The sequence below is a fragment of the Variovorax sp. FG153 genome (assembly GCF_057809595.1).
The window spans coordinates 45425-64154 of record NZ_JBMDKG010000033.1 but is presented as its reverse complement, the minus strand read 5'-3'; the positions used below and the strand labels follow the sequence as shown (position 1 = coordinate 64154).

The window sequence follows — 18730 nt, the reverse complement described above, 5'->3', positions numbered from 1 at the left end:
CAGGCAAAAGGTTGCTTAACCTCGAACGCGGCAGGGTAAAAGAAGATCGTGGAGGGAATGTGGAGGGGCGAGGGCGCGCAGGCGCGCATCAGTCCTTGAGCAGCCCGGTCGCGCGCAGCGCGGCCTCGACCGCCGGACGGCTGGCCTCGGAAAGCTCGGTCAGCGGCAGCCGCAGCGCACCGCCGCAGAGGCCGAGGCGGGACATGGCCCACTTGAGCGGAATCGGATTGGGTTCGACGAACAGGTTGCGGTGCAGCGGCATCAGCTCGAACTGGATCTGCATCGCGCGCTTCACGTCGCCCGCGAGCGCGGCCACGCACAGCTCGTGCATCTTGCGCGGCGCCACGTTGGCCGTGACGCTGATGTTGCCCTTGCCGCCGCACAGCATGAGCGCCACGGCGGTCGGGTCGTCGCCCGAATAGACGGCGAAGCGCTCGGGCAGGTCGCGGATCAGCCACTGGGCGCGTTCGATGTTGCCGGTGGCTTCCTTGATGCCGATGATGCCGGGCACCTGGGCCAGGCGCAGCACGGTGTCGTGCGCCATATCGGCGACGGTGCGGCCGGGCACGTTGTACAGCACGGTGGGCAGGTCGCCCACGGCTTCGGCGATGGCCTTGAAGTGCTGGTACTGGCCCTCTTGCGTGGGCTTGTTGTAGTAGGGGACGACCTGGAGCTGGGAATTGGCGCCCACGCCCTTGGCGAACTTGGCGAGCTCGATCGCCTCCTTGGTCGAGTTGGCGCCGCAGCCGGCCATGACGGGCACGCGGCCCCGGGCCTGCTCGACCGACACGCGGATGATTTCGCAGTGCTCTTCCACGTCGACCGTCGGCGATTCGCCGGTGGTGCCGACGACGCCGAGGCAGTCGGTGCCTTCGTCGATGTGCCAGTCGATCAGCCGGCGCAGCGCGGGATAGTCAACGCTGCCGTCGTCGTGCATCGGCGTGGCCAGCGCGACGATGCTGCCTGTGAGTTGCTCCAAGGGGGAATCTCTTTGTCGTGGACGAAAGCACGCATTCTAATAGCGCACCCCCTGCCCGCCACCCGGGCGGCCCCGGGTCCCGAGGGGGTGGTCAGGCGGCCTTCAGCGGATGGCGCGCCGGCAGGTCCGCCGCGGCGGCGGGCACCCGCACCGCCGCGATGCGCTGCACGAAGCGCGCCGGCTCGCTCAAGAAGCCGTCCTCGTAGGCCACCACGCGCAGCCCGTCGCAGGCAGCCAGCAGTTCGCCCGGGCGCAGCAGGAAGTCGGGCCGCGAGGGCTTGCCCACGCTCTCGTTGCCCGCCGCGAAGGTCTCGTAGAGCAGCACGCCGCCGGGCGCCACGGCCGCGACGATGTCGGGCAGCCGCGCCCGCCACAGGTAGTTGGTGACGACCACCGCGCCGAAGCCCTGGCCGGCGAAGGGCCAGGGGCCGTCCTCGATGTCGGCGGTGACGGCCGTGCCGAAGGCGGCCGCGGCCGCCGTGGCTTCGGCCGAGCGGTCGACGCCCGTGGCCGGGTGCCCCCGCTGCGCGAACCAGTGCATGTGGCGGCCGGCGCCGCAGGCCACGTCGAGCACGGTGGCGCCCGGCGCGAGCAGGTGGCTCCAGCGCACGATCCATTCCGAGGGCGCCGACAGGCCGTGGACCGGCGAAGGGGGATTGGTTACATCTTTCATGGCGCCTTGCGCCCGCCGGGCGCGCGATCGGTCAGAAGCACGACCAGATCTGGTCGACCAGCATCACCGCGAATTCGGGGTGGGTGTAGAGGCTGAACACGCCCGCCAGCGCCAGCGCCGCGGCGGCAAACCAGCCGGTGCGTGCGAGCCGTTGGCGCGAGAGGGGTGTCATGGCCGCCATTGTGATCCCGGCTCAGCCCGCGTATCAGCCCGCATGCGCGGCGGGCCGGCCCACCGGGCGCGCGATCGCGCTCTCGCGCACCGGCAGGTTGACCAGCGCCGCGAACACGCCGAGCGCGATCGCCAGATACCAGACCACGTCGTAGCTGCCCGTGGTGTCGTAGAGGTAGCCGCCGAGCCAGACGCCGAGGAAGGAGCCGACCTGGTGGCTCAGGAACACGAAGCCGCTGAGCATCGAGAGATGGGCCACGCCGAAGATGCCCGCCACGATCGCGTTGGTGGCCGGCACGGTCGAGAGCCAGAGGAAGCCCATCGCGGCCGAGAACAGGTAGACGCTCAGCGGCGAGGTCGGCACCACGAGGAACAGCGCGATGGACACCGCCCGCGCGAAGTAGATCGCGGCCAGGATCTTGCGCTTGGCCAGCTTCTGGCCCAGCAGTCCCACGGTGTAGGTGCCGAACACGTTGAACAGGCCGATCAGCGCCAGCGCGTAGCCGGCCACGTCGGCCGGCAGGCTCTTGTCGCGCAGGTAGGTCGGCATGTGGATGCCGATGAAGGCGAGCTGGAAGCCGCAGACGAAATAGCCGGCCATCAGCAGGCCGAAGCTCGGGTAGCGGAAGGCCTCGCCCACGGCCTGCAGCACCGACTGCTCGCGGTGCGCGGTCGCGGCTTCGCTCCGGGGCTCGCGCAGGCCGAAGGCCAGCGGCACGATCACCAGCACCAGCACGGCGACCACGGCCAGCGCGGTCTGCCAGCCGAACTGGCCGATCAGCCGGCCCTCGACCGGCGCCATCAGGAACTGGCCGAAGGAGCCGGCCGCGGCCGCCACCCCCATTGCCCACGAGCGCCGCTCGGCCGGGATCTGCCGCCCGATCACGCCGTAGATCACCGCGTAGGTGGTGCCGGCCTGGGCCGCGCCGATCAGCAGGCCGGCGCTCAAGGTGAACAGCAGCGGCGTCGGCGAATGCGCCATGCCCAGCAGGCCCAGTGCGTAGAACACCGCGCCGCCGATCAGCACCCGGAACGCGCCGAAGCGGTCGGCCAGCATGCCCGCGAACACCCCGAAGATGCCCCACGAGAGGTTCTGTATCGCCAGCGCGAACGAGAAGGTCTGCCGGCTCCAGTCCTGCGCCTGCGTGATCGGCTGCAGCCAGAGCCCGAAGCCATGGCGGATGCCCATCGAGAGCGTGACGATCATGGCGCCGCAGAACAGCACCTGCCTGATCGAGAGGGTGGGAGTGGAAGGCGATTGCATGCGGCGACTGTAGCCAAGAGCCGGCTTTGGCATGCGCGCCGGCGGCGACAGCCATTGATGATTTATCGGCGGCCGATCGATGCGTGAATCGCATCAAAACCGCATCGGGCCGCGCACCTGTATGCGCATCCAGTCATTTCCCTGGCGACTGACTACAATCCGCCCCCATGGCGACTCCCCCCAAGACTCCAACCAGTTCCTCCGACGCCTCCGGCTACTCCGAAGGCTCGATCCGCGTGCTCAAGGGCCTCGAGCCCGTCAAGCAGCGCCCGGGCATGTACACCCGCACCGACAACCCGCTGCACATCATCCAGGAAGTGCTCGACAACGCGGCCGACGAAGCGCTCGCGGGCCACGGCAAGAAGATCAAGGTCACGCTGCACGCCGACGGCTCGGTCAGCATCGAGGACGACGGCCGCGGCATTCCGTTCGGCCTGCATCCTGAAGAGAAGGCGCCCGTGATCGAGCTGGTCTACACCCGGCTGCACGCGGGCGGCAAGTTCGACAAGGGCTCGGGCGGCGCCTACAGCTTCTCGGGCGGCCTGCATGGCGTGGGCGTGTCGGTGACCAATGCGCTGTCGAAGCGGCTCGAGGTGGCGACGCACCGCGAAGGCTCGGTGGCCAAGTTGACTTTCAGCGGCGGCGACGTGATCGAGCCGCTCGAGGTGCGCAGGCTCGAGGCCGGCGAGCGCAAGCAGGGCACCACGGTGCGCGCCTGGCCCGACGCCAGGTATTTCGAGTCCTCCGCGCTGCCCATGGCCGAGCTCACCCACCTGCTGCGCAGCAAGGCGGTGCTGATGCCCGGCGTGGGCGTCACGCTGGTCAACGAGAAGACCAAGGAAACGCAGCAGTGGCTCTACAAGGGCGGCCTGAGCGACTACCTGATGCAGACGCTCAACGGCGATCCGGTGATCCCGCTGTTCGAGGGCAGCGGCCATGCCGACAAGAACGCCGACAACTTCGCCGAGGGCGAGGGTGCCGACTGGGCCGTGGCCTTCACCGAGGACGGCCAGCCTGTGCGCGAGAGCTACGTCAACCTGATTCCCACCAGCGCCGGCGGCACGCACGAGAGCGGCCTGCGCGACGGCCTGTTCACGGCGGTCAACGGCTTCATCGAGCTGCACTCGCTGCTGCCCAAGGGTGTGAAGCTCTTGCCTGAGGACGTGTTCGCGCGCGCCTCCTACGTGCTCAGCGCCAAGGTGCTCGATCCGCAGTTCCAGGGCCAGATCAAGGAGCGCCTGAATTCGCGCGACGCGGTGCGGCTGGTGTCGAGCTTCGTGCGCCCGGCGCTCGAGCTGTGGCTCAACCAGCACGTCGACTACGGCCGCAAGCTCGCCGAACTGGCGATCAAGGCAGCCCAGACGCGCCAGCGCGCGGGCCAGAAGGTCGAGAAGCGCAAGGGCTCGGGCGTGGCCGTGCTGCCCGGCAAGCTGACCGACTGCGAGAGCAAGGACATCGGCCACAACGAAGTCTTCCTGGTCGAGGGCGACTCGGCCGGCGGCAGCGCCAAGATGGGCCGCGACAAGGAAAGCCAGGCCATCCTGCCGCTGCGCGGCAAGGTGCTCAACACCTGGGAGGTCGAGCGCGACCGGCTGTTCGCCAACACCGAAATCCACGATATCTCGGTGGCCGTGGGCGTCGATCCGCATGGCCCCGACGACACGCCCGACCTCAGCGGCCTGCGCTACGGCAAGATCTGCATCCTTTCCGATGCCGACGTGGACGGCTCGCACATCCAGGTGCTGCTGCTCACGCTGTTCTTCCGCCACTTCCCCAAATTGATCGAAACCGGCCACGTGTATGTCGCGAAGCCGCCATTGTTCCGGGTCGACGCGCCCGCGCGCGGCAAGAAGCCGGCCTCCAAGGTCTATGCGCTCGACGAGGGCGAACTGACCGCCACGCTCGACAAACTGCGCAAGGACGGCGTGCGCGAAGGCGCCTGGAGCATCAGCCGCTTCAAGGGCCTGGGCGAAATGAGCGCGGAACAATTGTGGGAAACCACGCTCAATCCGGACACCCGGCGCCTGATGCAGGTCCAATTGGGCCGCTTCGACTTCAGTGCCACCCAGGGCGAGATCACCAAGCTCATGGGCAAGGGCGAAGCGGCGGCGCGGCGCGAACTGATGGAACTGCGCGCCGACGACGTCGACATCGATGTTTGATTCCACCCCGCATGTCCCTCCTCAAGCCTTCGCTGCTCCTGGCCTTCCTGCTGCTCGCGCTGCAGGGGCCGGCGCGCGCCGCTGACGTCTACGGCTACATCGACGCCAACGGCGTGGCGCACTTCGCGGCCGAGAAGGTCGACGAGCGCTACCAGGTGTTCTTCCGCGACGGCCAGAGCTTCGACACCACGCAGGGCATCTCGCCGCTCGGTCGCCTGGGCCGCGGCGATCGCAAGCTCGACGGCAAGGTGTCGCCGGCCTCGCAGACGCTGCTGGCCATGTTCGAGGCCTCGCCCAGCTACAAGATCGCCAAGAGCGCGCTGCGCGATGCCGCGAACAAGCACGCGATCGACTACGAACTGCTGCAGGCGCTGATCGCCACCGAGTCGGGCTTCGACGCCCAGGCCGTCTCGCCCAAGGGCGCGCGCGGGCTGATGCAGCTGATGCCCGGCACCGCGCAGCGCTACGGCGTGGCGGGCGACAAGCGCGCGAGCCTCGAGAAGAAGCTGTTCGACCCGCGCATCAACATCGCCGCCGGCTCGCACTACCTGCGCGACCTGATCGCGATGTTCCCGGGCCAGATCGAGCTGGCGCTGGCGGCCTACAACGCGGGCGAGGGCGCGGTGCAGCGCGCGGGCAACAAGATCCCGAACTACAAGGAAACGCAGAACTACGTGCAGACGGTGCTGCAGCTCTATGCCTACCTCAAGCCTTCGGTGGCCCGGGGCGGCGGCCTGCGCGGCGGCAAGACGCCGGGGCGCATCCGCATGGAGATGACGGTGCCCGCCGGCGGCGCGATCGGCCGCGGCAACATGCCCCCGGATGCGCCGCGCGGCCTGCCGGCGATGCCGGCCGTGCCCGAGTCGGCCGCGCCGCCCGCGGCCGATGCCGGCACCGGCGATCTCCCCGCTTCGCCGCTGTCGTGAGCACGGCGTCCCGCGAGCGAGCGCCTTCGCCCGCCCCGACCACCCCAAGAACGAGGAGACCGCGATGCAACGTCGAGATTTCGTCCTGGCCGGCGCCGCCGCGCTGAGCGGTGCCGCGCGCGCCCAGCATCCCGCCTCGCACGCGGCGCCGCAGCCCGTGCCGTCCTCGGCCGAGCCCTACGCGCGGCTGCAGGGCGGCGTGCCGCACCACATGACGCCCGAGCAGGAGTCGCAGCGCGTCACCGACAGCCCCGCGCCGCGCGGCCCGCAGGGGCGCTGGGCGGCACGCGCGGCGTTGCCGCTCCCGCGCAGCGAGATGGCCTGGGCCACGGCCGCGCAGGGCCGCATGCACGTGGTCGGCGGCTACGGCGAGGGCGCGGTCAACCGCGACTACCACCACATCTACGACCCGCAGGCCGACCGCTGGCTCGACGGCGCGCCGCTGCCGCGCGGCGCCAACCACGTCGCCGTGGCGGCCGACGGCGGCCGGGTCTACGCGCTCGGTGGCTTCGTCGAGCAGAACCGGCGCTCCGACACGAACGCCTACGTCTACGAGATCGCGGCCAACCGCTGGACCCCCATCGCGCCGCTGCCGCGTCCGCGCGGCGCGGCCGCCGCGGTGGTGCTCGACGGGCAGCTGCACCTGATCGGCGGCGCCTCCGAGCCCGCGGCCGAGCGCGCCAGCGTGGGCTGGCACGAGGTCTACGACCCGAAGGCCGACCGCTGGAGCGCGCGCAAGCCGCTGCCCGGCGCGCGCGATCACGTGGGCTGCGTGGCGCACGGCGGCCTGATCCACGTGGTCGGCGGGCGCTTCAACACCTTCGAGTACAACACCGACCTGCACCACGTCTACCTTCCCGCGCGCGACACCTGGGAGCCGCGTGCGCCGCTGCCCACCGCGCGCTCGGGCCATGGCCTGGTGGTCTATCGCGACCGCTTCTTCGCCATGGGCGGCGAGGGCGGTTTCCTCGTCGGCGGCGTGCCGCGCCAGGCCAAGGTCTTCGGCCAGATGGAAAGCTACGATCCGGTGGCCGACAGCTGGCAGCGCCATGCGCCCATGACCACGCCGCGCCACGCCGTCGGTGCCGCCGTCATCGGCGACTGGATCTACGTGGCCGGCGGCGGTGCCGTGCTCGGCGGCTCGGTGCAGTCGGCGGTGCACGAGGCCTTCACGCTGGGCTGAGCGCCCCCGCAAGCCACCCCTTTTTTCGTTTTCTCACCCGCTCTTCCATGGACTCCCAACCCCCGCTCGATCTCCTGCCTCCCGGCGACGACAACAACGACGGCGGCGACGGCACCTCGCTCACGCTCGCCGACTATGCCCAGACCGCCTACCTCGAATACGCGCTGAGCGTGGTCAAGGGCCGCGCGCTGCCCGACGTGTCGGACGGCCAGAAGCCGGTGCAGCGGCGCATCCTCTATTCGATGTCGCGCATGGGCCTGGGCTTCGGCGGCACCAACGGCACCGTGGGCGCCAAGCCCGTGAAGAGCGCGCGCGTGGTCGGCGACGTGCTCGGCCGCTTCCATCCGCACAGCGACCAGGCCGCCTACGACGCGCTGGTGCGCATGGCGCAGGACTTCTCGCAGCGCTATCCGCTGGTCGACGGCCAGGGCAACTTCGGCAGCCGCGACGGCGACGGCGCCGCGGCCATGCGCTACACCGAGGCGCGCCTCGCGCGCATCACCAGCCTGCTGCTCGACGAGATCGACGAGGGCACGGTCGACTTCATTCCCAACTACGACGGCAGCACCGAGGAGCCGCGCCTCCTGCCCGCGCGGCTGCCGTTCACGCTGCTCAACGGCGCGAGCGGCATCGCGGTCGGCCTGGCCACCGAGATCCCGAGCCACAACCTGCGCGAGATCGCCGATGCCTGCGTGGCGCTGATCAAGTCGAACGGCAAGCTCAGCGAGGAAGAGCTGTTCGCCATCGTGCCCGGCCCCGACTATCCGGGCGGTGCGCAGATCATCAGCAGCGCGGGCGACATCGCCGATGCCTACCGCATCGGCCGCGGCTCGCTCAAGGTGCGCGCGCGCTGGAAGATCGAGGATCTCGCGCGCGGCCAGTGGCAGCTGGTGGTCAACGAGCTGCCGCCGGGCGTGAGCACGCAGAAGGTGCTCGAGGAGATCGAGGAGATCACCAACCCCAAGGTCAAGGCCGGCAAGAAGGCGCTGAGCACCGAGCAGACCCAGGTCAAGGCCGCGATGCTCTCGGTGCTCGACGTGGTGCGCGACGAGTCGAGCAAGGACGCCGCCGTGCGGCTGGTGTTCGAGCCCAAGACCTCGCGCATCAGCCAGGAGGAGTTCATCACCACGCTGCTGGCGCAGACCTCGCTCGAGACCTCGTCGTCGATCAACCTCACGATGGTGGGCATCGACGGCAAGCCGACGCAGAAGTCGCTGCGCCAGATGCTCGAGGAATGGATCGAGTTCCGCGCCGCCACGGTCGAGAAGCGCTCGAAGCACCGCCTGGGCAAGGTACAGGACCGCATCCACATCCTAGAGGGCCGGCAGCTGGTGCTGCTGAACATCGACGAGGTGATCGCCATCATCCGCGCGGCCGAGGATCCGAAGGCCGCGTTGATCGCGCGCTTCAACCTCAGCGAGGTGCAGGCCGAGGACATCCTCGAGATCCGGCTGCGCCAGCTCGCGCGGCTCGAAGCCATCAAGATCGAGCAGCAGCTCAAGGAACTGCGCGAGGAGCAGAAGAAGCTTGAGGAGATCCTCGGCAGCCCGGCCGCGCTGCGCCGCCTGCTGGTCAAGGAGATCGAGGCCGACGCCAAGACCTTCGAGGACCCGCGCCGCACGCTGATCCAGGCCGAGAAGCGCGCCGTGGCCGAGGTCAAGGTGGTCGACGAACCGGTCACGGTGATCGTCTCGCAGAAGGGCTGGGTGCGCGCGCAGAAGGGCTGGCCCACGGCCAACGGCGGTGCCGCGCCCGAGTACAGCTTCAAGTCGGGCGACTCGCTCTACGGCGCCTTCGAATGCCGCAGCGTCGACACGCTGCTGGTGTTCGGCAGCGCCAAGGACAAGAGCGTGCGCGTCTACACCGTGCCCGTGGCCTCGCTGCCGGGCGCGCGCGGCGACGGCCAGCCGGTCACCACGCTGATCGACCTCGATGCGGGCACGCATGTCACGCACTACTTCGCGGGCCCGGTCGCGGCCAGCCTGCTGCTGGCCAATTCGGGCGGCTACGGCTTCATCGCCACGGTCGAGAACATGATGTCGCGCCAGCGCGGCGGCAAGGCCTTCATCGACGTGGGCGAGGGCGAGCAGCTGTGCCGGCCCTCGCTGGTGGGCGGTGCCGGCGGTGCCGAGCCCATGCCCGCGGCCACGCACGTGGCCTGCGCCTCCACGGGCGGGCGCATCCTGACCTTCGAGATCGCCGAGCTCAAGAGCCTGCCCAAGGGCGGCCGCGGCCTCACGCTGATCGACCTCGAACCCAAGGACACCCTCGCGGGTGCCGCGGCCTACACGCGCAGCGTGAGGATCGAAGGCATCGGCCGCGGCGGCAAGGAGCGCGACGAGACGCTCGAGATCCGCACCCTGAACAACGCGCGCGGCACCCGCGCGCGCAAGGGCAAGGCGGCCGACCTGGGCTTCAAGCCGGCCAGCATCGTGCGGGTGCTCTGATGGGCGGCCTCGACATCAGCACCATCGGCTTCGTCATCGCGGTCGTGACCGGCATCGGGAGCTTTCTCGTGGGCCGGCACTTCCGCGGCAAGCGCGCCGAGAAGAAGCGCGCGAAGGACCGCGTGGCGGCGCAGGCGCTCGAGACGCGTCAGCAGCGCCGCGCGCGCGAGCGGCGCGAGCGCGGCTAGCCGCTCGCTGCTCCCTGCGCGCTACTTCAGGCCTTCCCACCAGCGCACGTTGGTGCGCGCCTGGCCCACCGTCAGCACCTCGCCGATCACCGGCGTGGCCAGTTCGATCCGGCGCTCCTGCGTGAGCTTCGCGATGCGGTCCAGCGGGTCGTGCCAGGTATGGAAGGCGAGGTCGAAGGTGCTGTTGTGCACCGAGTACAGCACCTTGCCGCGCAGGTCCTCGAAGGCCTGCACGCTCTGCTCGGGCGTCATGTGGACCGCGGGCCAGTAGGCGTCGTAGGCGCCGTTCTCCATCAGCGCGAGGTCGAAGCCGCCGAAGCGCTCGCCGATCTGCCTGAAGCCCGGGAAGTAGCCCGAGTCGCCGCTGTAGAAGATGCGCTGCTCGCCGCTTTGCACCACCCACGAGGCCCACAGCGTGCGGCCGCGGTCGGTCAGCGAGCGGCCCGAGAAGTGCTGCGCCGGCGTGGCCGTGAGCTTCACGCCGTCGTGCTCGCCGGCCTGCCACCAGTCGAACTCGCTGATGCGCTCGGGCGGCACGCCCATCGCCACCAGCCGCGCCTTCACGCCCAGCGGCACGAAGTAGCGTTGCACCCGTTTCGCGAGGTACTCGATGGTGTAGACGTCGAGGTGGTCGTAGTGGTCGTGCGAGAGGATCAGGCCCTCGATCGGCGGCAGGTCCTGCAGCGCGATCGGCGGCTGGTGGAAGCGCTTGGGCCCCGCGAACGAGAACGGCGACACGCGCTCGCCGAACACCGGGTCGATCAGCCAGTACTTGCCGCGCAGCTTCAGCAGGTGCGAGGAATGGCCCAGGCGCACCACGTGGTTGGCCTGGGCGTCGAGCGCTTCGAGCGCGGCCGGCGTCAGCGGCTTCACGGGGATCGCGTCGGTGGGCACCGAGTCGGTCTTGGTCTCGAAGAAGAAACGGGTCCAGATCTTCCAGCCGCTCTGGTTGGGCAGCACGTCGGGGTTGTCCATGTTCTGGAAGGTGCAGCCCTTGAACTGCGGCGAGGCGTCGTAGCGGGCCTCGCAGCCGCTGTTGCTGCTGCAGCCGGCCAGCAGCGCGCAGGCGGCTGCGAAGGCGGCGGCGGCGCGCCGGCGCAGGCGCTGCGGGAGAGAAGGAGCGATGGCGTCGGTCATGGCGGTGTTGTGTGGTTCTGCGGGCGGCGCGAGCTTAGCGGCGGGTGCGCGGGCAATGGTTTCAACGCCAGAAACATTCGCCGGGCAGGGGCATTGGCGGCGTCCTGTGCGATCCTTCGGCCTCACCGTCCGCGCACCAGAAAGGGTTCCCCATGACTCTCGCCGTCCTCGTCATCGACATGCAGCGCGGCCTCGTCGACGACGCCCCGCGTCCGCACGAAGCCGCCGCGGTGATCGAGCGCATCAACGCGCTCACCGAGCGTGCCCGCGCGGCCGGTGTGCCGGTGGCCTTCATCCAGCACGAGAACGAGATCGACCTCGCGTTCGACTCCGAGCGCTGGCAGCTCGCCGGCGCGCTTGACACCGACACGCGCGACGCGCGGCTGCGCAAGACCACGCCCGATTCCTTCCTGCGCACGCCGCTCGATGCCTGGCTCTCGGAGCGTGGCGTGAAGCGCGTGGTGGTCTGCGGCTATTCGTCGGAGTTCTGCGTCGACACCACGGTGCGCCGCGCGGCCGGGCTGGGCTACGAGGTGACGCTCGCGGCCGACGCCCACACCTCGCACGACAAGCCGCATGCCACGGGCGCGCGGATCCGCGCACACCACAACGCCACGCTCGCGGACATCACGAGCTTCGGCGTGCCGATCCGCGCGGTCGACAGCGCCGATGTGTCCTTCGACGGCTGAAAGGAAAGCGGACAGCCGGACGCAGAGGACGCGAAGGTTACGCGAAGGGCGCGAAAGAATTCAAAAAGGTCTTCTGGTTTCCTTTCGCGTTCTTCGCGAATTCTTCGCGTCCTCTGCGTCCGGAAGTTCGGCTGTCCGATCCCGCTTTCAGTCCGCCCCCGGCCGCCACACCCGCACCAGCGCCCCGAGCTTCTCCCGGAAGCTCATGCGGTCGTTCGACAGCACGTCGATGAAGTCCGACAGCCGCTGCGACTTGACCATGGTGTAGACCGTGAGCCAGGTCGTGAACACCAGCACCACGCCGAACCAGACCGCCTTGCGCCACAGCGGCGCCTCGGCTTCGGCCAGCAGGTTCATGCCGAGGAAGCCGGTGGTGATGGTGCCGATCAGCCCGAACAGGGTCACGACCGTGAGCCGCACCACGGTGTTGGCCTGGCGCCGCAGGCTGTCGGCGTCGAGGTAGGTGTTCATGTCGGCGATGCGCTCCTTGACCTCGTCGTAGAGCGGATCGAGCCCGAGGTGGGTGGCGCACAGGTGCGACAGCGCGCGCACCTGCGCCTGCTCGGAGATCTCGTGGAACCAGTAGCGGTGCGTGAAGCGCAGGAAGCGTTCGAAGCTCGCGCGGATCGCGCGCTTGAAGCGCTTCACGCTCGGCGTGCTGCGGATGTCCAGGCGCTTGAGCGCCTCCACCAGCTGGTCCGAGAACATCAGCAGCGAGGCCTTCTGGAAGTGCGCGATCAGGAACAGCAGGAAGTGCTGGTGGCGGAACTGCGCGAGCACGCCGCGGTCGCGGCAGCAGAAGAACTCGGAGCGCGCATCGCCCACCACGATCAGCGCATGGCCGTTGCACAGGTAGCGCGTGTTGGGGGCCGCGCCGGCATCGACCCAGAAGCGGTCGTAGCAGTAGCGGCTCTCGAAGTCGGCCAGGTGGTGGTCGGCATAGGGCAGGTGGTCCTGGCGTCCCGCGAGCGCCGCCTCGGCCTCGCCCGCGCCCGTGACCAGGCCGAGGCGGACGAAGTCGTTGCGCGTGAGCCGCTTCGGATCGTCGAGCGACAGGTAGGCCATCACCGGCATGCGGTAGTACTCGATCTGCCGGTAGCGCAGCGCGCCCTGGTCCTCCGAATGGTCGCTCACCAGCGGCTGCATCAGGTAGGCCCAGTGGGCGGCGATGCGCGGCGCGCGGTGCTGCGCCACGTGCGAGATGAAGGCCTCGCTGTGCTGCGCGTCGGAGCTGGCGAGCACGCGGCCATCGGCCGCCAGCCATTCGACGCTGGCCATGCAGTGCAGCGCGCCGCCCTCGGCATCCCAGCCCGCGGGATAGGCGCGGCCGAAGCGGTAGAGCAGTTCCTGCGCCTGCGCCAGGCTCAGGTCGTTCACGCCGACCTCGAGGTTCAGCAGCACCACGTCGACGTCGAAGAAGAAGTAGAGGTCGCAGTGCACCACCTCGAGCGTGATCGGTGCCTCGCCGGCGCGCGTGACCACGCGCACCGCGGCGATGTCGTGGCGGCGGAAGATGCGCATCGGCGAATCGCCGTCGCTGCTGGAGTCGGGTCCGCCGGCCTGCGCGCGCGAGCGGCCCTCGCCGTAGAGGAAGCGCTGCACATAGGGCAGGAAGCTCACGAACTCGTTGTAGTGGCGCTGGTGGAAGCGGCTGCTGTCGCCGGTGTATTCGTCGATCTCCTCGCGCCACGGCGAGGCCTCGCCCATCTCGCGCAGCAGGTGCCACGGCGCCTGGTGCGCGGACTTCGCATCGCGCGCCGGCATCAGCCGCACGGGCCACAGCAGGGCCTGGCGCAGGTGCTTCACGGCGGGGGCATGGGCGGAGGTCTCGGCGAGCGTGGCGCCGGGGTCTTCGGCCATGTCGTCCAGCTGCGCGGTCGTGGGGTCGGCCAGGGGTGTGAGCATCGCGGAAGTGTAGGCAGCGGCCCCCCGCAAAGACCGACTAGGGTAATCCCTCGGTCATCGTGAAACCGGTTTCATATAAGCTGCAAGCATTGCTTTTCCACTGTGCGCGTGCACCCGCGCCGCAGCCGGACCATGAACTACCAGTTTCAATTCGACGCCGTCTTCGCCGCCTGGCCGCTGCTGCTCAAGGGCACGTGGATCACCGTCCAGCTGTCGCTGGTCGCCACCGTGCTCGGGCTGGTGGTGGCCATCTTCTGCGCCTGGGGCAAGACCTCGGGGCCGGGCTGGCTGCGCTTCGTGATCAACGCCTACATCGAGGTGATCCGCAACACGCCGTTCCTGGTACAGCTGTTCTTCTTCTTTTTCGCGCTGCCGGCCATCGGCCTGCGCTGGTCGCCGCAGACGGCCGCGCTGGTGGCGATGGTGGTGAACCTCGGCGCCTACGCCACCGAGATCATCCGCGCCGGCATCGAATCCATTCCCAAGGGCCAGATCGAGGCGGGCCGCGCGCTCAACCTCAAGTCCTGGGAGATCTTCCGCTTCATCATCATCAAGCCCGCGCTCAAGGCCATCTATCCGGCGCTCACCAGCCAGTTCATCCTGCTGATGCTGAGCTCGGCGGTGGTCTCGGTGATCTCGGCCGACGACCTGACCTCGGTGGCCGCCAACCTGCAGTCGCAGACCTTCCGCAGCTTCGAGATCTACATCGTGGTCGCGGCCATCTACCTCGCGCTGGCGCTCGCCTTCTCGGCGATGTTCAAGCTGATCTACAAGCGCACGCTCAACTACCCGGACCGCCGGTAAGCGTCGACCGACGGAGACCACCACACCATGCGCACCTTCGGCTTTCCCGAATTCCTGTTCATCCTCGAAGCGGCCCAATGGACGCTCGCGCTGTCGGCCATCGCCTTCGTGGGCGGCGCGATCCTGGGGCTCGCGATCGCGCTCATGCGCACGTCCGAATCGGCGTGGGCACGCGGCGTCTCGACCACCTTCATCCAGATCTTCCAGGGCACGCCGCTCTTGCTGCAGCTGTTCCTGGTGTTCTTCGGCGCGCCGGTGCTGGGGCTGGACATCAACCCCTGGGTCGCCGCGGGCGTGGCGCTGGTGCTCAACAGCGCGGCCTTCCTCGGCGAGATCTGGCGCGGCTGCATCGAGGCCATCCCGCGCGGCCAGTGGGAGGCGGCGCAGGCGCTGAGCCTCAACTACAGCGCGCGCATGCGCGACGTGGTGCTGCCGCAGGCCTTCAGGATCGCGCTCGCGCCTACCGTGGGCTACCTGGTGCAGATCATCAAGGGGACCTCGCTCGCGGCCATCATCGGCTTCGTCGAGGTCACGCGCGCCGGCCAGATCGTCAACAACGCCACCTTCCAGCCGCTCATCGTGTTCTCGGTGGTGGCCGCCATCTACTTCGTCATCTGCTGGCCGCTGTCGCTGCTGGCCGCGCGCATGGAGCGCAAGCGCGCACGCGCGCTGGCCCGCTGATTTCCCCGTTCGCCATCTTCCCCGTCGCTTTCGTTTTTTCCGTCGCTTCCTTTCTTTTTCAGGAGACACATCCCATGACCCGCACAACCACCACCCGCCGCGCGGCGATCGCAGCCCTCGCGTCCCTGAGTTTGGGCGCCGCCCTCACCGTGTTCGCCCCCTTCGCCTCGGCGCAGAGCGTGGCCGACATCAAGAAGAAGGGCGAGATCACCATCGGCATGCTGGTCGACTTCCCGCCCTACGGCACCACCGACGCGAAGAACCAGCCCGACGGCTACGACGCCGACGTGGCCAAGCTCCTGGCCAAGGACTGGGGCGTGAAGGCCAACATCGTGCCGGTGACCGGCCCGAACCGCATTCCCTTCCTGCTGACCAACAAGGTCGACCTGCTGGTCGCCTCGCTGGCCATCACGCCCGAGCGCGCGAAGCAGGTGCAGTTCTCGCAGCCCTACGCGGCCGCCACCATCGTGCTGTACGGCGCGACCAAGACCCCGATCAAGGCCGCCGGCGACCTCAAGGGCCTGCGCGTGGGCGTGGCCCGTGCGTCGACCCAGGACGTGGCCGTGACCAAGGCCGCGCCCGAAGGCACCGAGATCCGCCGCTTCGACGACGACGCCTCGGCCATGCAGGCGCTGATCTCGGGCCAGGTCGACGCCATCGGCTGCTCGGTGACCGTGGCCGCCCAGATCGCCAAGCGCGTGCCCGCCGGCACCTACGAAAACAAGTTCACGCTGGTGCAGCAGTCGATGGGCATCGCGATGCGCCCGGGCCAGGACGAGCTGACCAAGGCCGTCAACGACTTCGTGGCGAAGAACACCGCCAACGGCGAACTCAACAAGCTCTATCAGAAGTGGCTGCAGGCCGACCTGCCCAAGATGCAGTAATGCGGGAGCGGACAGCCGGACGCAGAGGACGCGAAGGTTTCGCGAAGGACGCAAAAGGAAAACCTGAAAATTTTTCCTGGCGGTCTTTCGCGACCTTTGCGAAACCTTCGCGTCCTTCGCGTCCGGTCAACCCGATTTCCTTCCCTGATTCCAACGAGTGAACATTCCATGACCGACCCCATCATCCGCATGGAAGCCGTCAACAAGTGGTACGGCGACTTCCAGGTGCTGACCGGCATCGACCTCAGCGTGCGCGCGGGCGAGCGCATCGTGATCTGCGGGCCCTCGGGCTCGGGCAAGTCGACGCTGATCCGCTGCATCAACCGGCTCGAGACGGTGCAGAAGGGCCGCATCGAGGTCGACGGCATCGATCTCACGGCCGGCGGCAGGAACGTCGACGCGGTGCGGGCCGAGGTCGGCATGGTGTTCCAGCAGTTCAACCTGTTCCCGCACCTCACGATCCTGCAGAACTGCACGCTGGCGCCGATGCGCTCGCGCGGCATGACGCAGGCGCAGGCCGAGGAGGTGGCGATGAAGTACCTCACGCGCGTGCGCATTCCCGAGCAGGCCAACAAGTACCCGAGCCAGCTCTCGGGCGGCCAGCAGCAGCGCGTGGCGATCGCGCGCGCGCTGTGCATGACGCCCAAGATCATGCTGTTCGACGAGCCCACCTCCGCGCTCGACCCCGAGATGGTGAAGGAAGTGCTCGACACCATGATCGGCCTGGCCGAGGACGGCATGACCATGCTGTGCGTGACGCACGAGATGGGCTTCGCGCGCAGCGTGGCCGACCGCGTGATCTTCATGGCCGAGGGCAGGATCGTGGAGCAGGCGCCGCCGGAGGAGTTCTTCGGCAACCCCCAGAACGAGAAGACCCGGCAGTTCCTGGGCCAGATCCTCAGCTCGCACCAGGCCCACTGATGTCCTTCGAGGTCCTGATTTCCCTGTCCTCCTTCGGCGCGGCCGAGGTGGGACGCCATGGCCAGCTCTGGTGCTCGCAGCTGTCGAAGCGCGCGGGCGCCGATTCGGTGGAGGTGCGCGGCGAGATGCTGCGCGACGCCGAGGCCGAACTGCCGGCGCTCAACGGCCTGGCCTCGGTCTACTCCAGTCCCGAGGGCCTGTGGGCCCAGGGCGGCTGGCTCGACAGCGCCGCGCTCAAGCGCGGCATCGCGGCCGCCACGCGCGTGGGCGCGAAGCGGCTGAAGATGTCGATCGGCGACTTCCAGCCGTCCTCGCACGGCTCGCTCTGGGGCCTCAAGGTCGAGCTGGCCGAAACCCGCGTCGAGCTCGTGATCGAGAACGACCAGAGCGTGCGCGCCGGCACCGTGCCCGCGCTGCAAGCCTTCTTCGAAGCCGCCGACCGCGCGGGCGTGTCGCTGGGCATGACCTTCGACATGGGCAACTGGCACTGGGTCGGCGAATGCCCGCTGCTGGCCGCGCAGGCGCTCGGCCAGCGCGTGCGCTACGTGCACTGCAAGGGCGCGCAGCGCCTGCCGCACAAGTGGGTGGCGGTGCCGCTCGGCGACTCGGTGGCACCCTGGCGCGCCGTGCTGCGCGCGCTGCCGGCCGACGTGCCGCATGCCATCGAATACCCGCTCGTGGGCGACGACCTCGAGGCCGTCGTCCGCACGCAGATCGACTTCATCCGCGCCGCGCGCGCGTAGCGAAACCACTCACACCGATGACAGAACCCACCGCCTTCGATGTCGCCCTGTTCGGCGAGGCCATGCTGCTGCTCGTGGCCGACCGGCCGGGGCCGATCGAGGATGCGCAGTCCTTCCACAAGCGCACCGCCGGCGCCGAGACCAACGTGGCCATCGGCCTGTCGCGCCTGGGCCTGAAGGTGGGCTGGGCCAGCCGGCTCGGCACCGACTCGATGGGCCGCGCGCTGCTCAACGCGATGCGCGCCGAGGGCATCGACTGCTCGCACGTGATCGCCGATGCCGCGCAGCGCACCGGCTTCCAGTTCAAGGGCCGCGTCACCGACGGCAGCGACCCGCCGATCGAATACCACCGCAAGGGCTCGGCCGCGAGCCACATGGGCCCGGCCGACATCGACGAGCCCTGGCTGCGCTCGGCGCGCCACCTGCACGCCACCGGCGTGTTCGCGGCCATCTCCGAAACCAGCCTGCAGGCAGCGCTGCGTTCGATGGACGTGATGCGCGCCGCGGGCCGCACCATCTCCTTCGACACCAACCTGCGCCCGACGCTGTGGTCCTCGAAGGAGACCATGCGCCACTGGATCAACGAGCTGGCCGCGCGCGCCGACTGGGTGCTGCCCGGCATCGAGGAGGGCCTGCTGCTCACCGGCCACGACCGGCCCGAGGACGTGGCGCGCTTCTACCGCGAGCGCGGCGCGAAGCTGGTGGTGGTCAAGCTCGGCGCCGAGGGCGCCTACTACGACAGCGACGTGGCCGGCACCGGCCGCGTCGCGGGCTTCCCGGTGAAGGAAGTGATCGACACCGTGGGCGCGGGCGACGGCTTCGCGGCCGGCGTGGTCAGCGCGCTGCTCGAGGGCCGCAGCGTGCCCGAGGCGGTGCGGCGCGGCGCCTGGATCGGCGCGCGCGCGGTGCAGGTGCTCGGCGACACCGAGGGCCTGCCGACGCGGGCCGAACTCGAAGCGGCGGGGCTGTGAGC

At 69.4% G+C, this 18730-nt stretch carries 18 protein-coding genes; 12 read left to right on the top strand and 6 right to left on the bottom strand.

Annotated elements, in window-relative coordinates; all coding sequences use genetic code 11:
- Positions 1-88: 88 nt before the first annotated feature.
- From dapA to ACODT0_RS28775, 4 genes are all read right to left on the bottom strand, one after another.
- A complete protein-coding gene (gene dapA / locus ACODT0_RS28790; protein ID WP_082322177.1) occupies positions 89-979 on the bottom strand; it encodes a 4-hydroxy-tetrahydrodipicolinate synthase in 891 nt (296 codons plus the stop codon).
- A 91-nt stretch (positions 980-1070) separates the two neighbouring features.
- Positions 1071-1652, bottom strand: coding sequence for a class I SAM-dependent methyltransferase (locus tag ACODT0_RS28785; protein ID WP_489042876.1), 582 nt, complete (start codon positions 1650-1652; stop codon positions 1071-1073).
- 31 nt (positions 1653-1683) lie between these two features.
- Positions 1684-1824 carry a hypothetical protein gene (locus tag ACODT0_RS28780; protein ID WP_172705632.1) on the bottom strand — a complete coding sequence of 47 codons (141 nt, stop codon included), beginning with the start codon at positions 1822-1824 and terminating at the stop codon, positions 1684-1686.
- Positions 1825-1857: 33 nt separating this feature from the next.
- Complete coding sequence (locus ACODT0_RS28775) at positions 1858-3087, bottom strand: MFS transporter (RefSeq protein ID WP_057595393.1); 1230 nt, start codon at positions 3085-3087, stop codon at positions 1858-1860.
- A 167-nt stretch (positions 3088-3254) separates the two neighbouring features.
- Between ACODT0_RS28775 and ACODT0_RS28770 the strand changes: the two genes are divergently transcribed.
- From ACODT0_RS28770 to ACODT0_RS28750, 5 genes are all read left to right on the top strand, one after another.
- The gene (locus ACODT0_RS28770; RefSeq protein ID WP_489042875.1) at positions 3255-5249 is read left to right on the top strand and encodes a DNA topoisomerase IV subunit B; all 1995 of its coding nucleotides are present in this window, start codon (positions 3255-3257) and stop codon (positions 5247-5249) included.
- 11 nt (positions 5250-5260) lie between these two features.
- Positions 5261-6175: a lytic transglycosylase domain-containing protein gene (locus ACODT0_RS28765; protein ID WP_296723744.1), complete on the top strand. Its 915-nt coding sequence runs from the start codon at positions 5261-5263 to the stop codon at positions 6173-6175.
- Positions 6176-6239: 64 nt separating this feature from the next.
- Entirely contained in the window at positions 6240-7358 is a 1119-nt protein-coding gene (locus ACODT0_RS28760) for a Kelch repeat-containing protein (protein ID WP_057595388.1), read from the top strand.
- 47 nt (positions 7359-7405) lie between these two features.
- On the top strand, positions 7406-9805 hold the full coding sequence (gene parC, locus ACODT0_RS28755; protein WP_489042874.1) for a DNA topoisomerase IV subunit A: 2400 nt from the start codon (positions 7406-7408) through the stop codon (positions 9803-9805).
- On the top strand, positions 9805-9993 hold the full coding sequence (locus tag ACODT0_RS28750; RefSeq protein WP_057595386.1) for a hypothetical protein: 189 nt from the start codon (positions 9805-9807) through the stop codon (positions 9991-9993). Before parC ends, ACODT0_RS28750 begins: the two co-directional genes overlap by 1 nt.
- A 21-nt stretch (positions 9994-10014) precedes the next feature.
- Here ACODT0_RS28750 and ACODT0_RS28745 read toward each other — a convergent pair whose 3' ends face one another.
- Positions 10015-11130, bottom strand: coding sequence for an MBL fold metallo-hydrolase (locus ACODT0_RS28745; RefSeq protein WP_489042873.1), 1116 nt, complete (start codon positions 11128-11130; stop codon positions 10015-10017).
- Positions 11131-11282: 152 nt separating this feature from the next.
- On the opposite strand from ACODT0_RS28745, the gene ACODT0_RS28740 reads away from it, so the two are divergent.
- Entirely contained in the window at positions 11283-11819 is a 537-nt protein-coding gene (locus tag ACODT0_RS28740) for a cysteine hydrolase family protein (protein ID WP_057595384.1), read from the top strand.
- Between the two features lie 147 nt (positions 11820-11966).
- Here ACODT0_RS28740 and ACODT0_RS28735 read toward each other — a convergent pair whose 3' ends face one another.
- Positions 11967-13679: a hypothetical protein gene (locus ACODT0_RS28735; RefSeq protein ID WP_489042892.1), complete on the bottom strand. Its 1713-nt coding sequence runs from the start codon at positions 13677-13679 to the stop codon at positions 11967-11969.
- A gap of 177 nt (positions 13680-13856) precedes the next feature.
- Between ACODT0_RS28735 and ACODT0_RS28730 the strand changes: the two genes are divergently transcribed.
- From ACODT0_RS28730 to ACODT0_RS28705, 6 genes are all read left to right on the top strand, one after another.
- On the top strand, positions 13857-14528 hold the full coding sequence (locus ACODT0_RS28730; RefSeq protein ID WP_057595383.1) for an amino acid ABC transporter permease: 672 nt from the start codon (positions 13857-13859) through the stop codon (positions 14526-14528).
- A gap of 27 nt (positions 14529-14555) precedes the next feature.
- On the top strand, positions 14556-15209 hold the full coding sequence (locus ACODT0_RS28725; RefSeq protein WP_057595382.1) for an amino acid ABC transporter permease: 654 nt from the start codon (positions 14556-14558) through the stop codon (positions 15207-15209).
- 74 nt (positions 15210-15283) lie between these two features.
- Positions 15284-16093 carry a transporter substrate-binding domain-containing protein gene (locus ACODT0_RS28720; RefSeq protein ID WP_489042872.1) on the top strand — a complete coding sequence of 270 codons (810 nt, stop codon included), beginning with the start codon at positions 15284-15286 and terminating at the stop codon, positions 16091-16093.
- A 168-nt stretch (positions 16094-16261) separates the two neighbouring features.
- On the top strand, positions 16262-17014 hold the full coding sequence (locus tag ACODT0_RS28715; protein WP_057595380.1) for an amino acid ABC transporter ATP-binding protein: 753 nt from the start codon (positions 16262-16264) through the stop codon (positions 17012-17014).
- Complete coding sequence (locus ACODT0_RS28710) at positions 17014-17757, top strand: sugar phosphate isomerase/epimerase family protein (RefSeq protein WP_093354698.1); 744 nt, start codon at positions 17014-17016, stop codon at positions 17755-17757. The genes ACODT0_RS28715 and ACODT0_RS28710 overlap by 1 nt, the downstream gene beginning before the upstream one ends.
- Positions 17758-17774: 17 nt before the next feature.
- Positions 17775-18728, top strand: a complete 954-nt coding sequence (locus ACODT0_RS28705; RefSeq protein ID WP_261216055.1) for a sugar kinase — start codon at positions 17775-17777, stop codon at positions 18726-18728.
- The last annotated feature ends 2 nt before the right edge of the window (positions 18729-18730 follow it).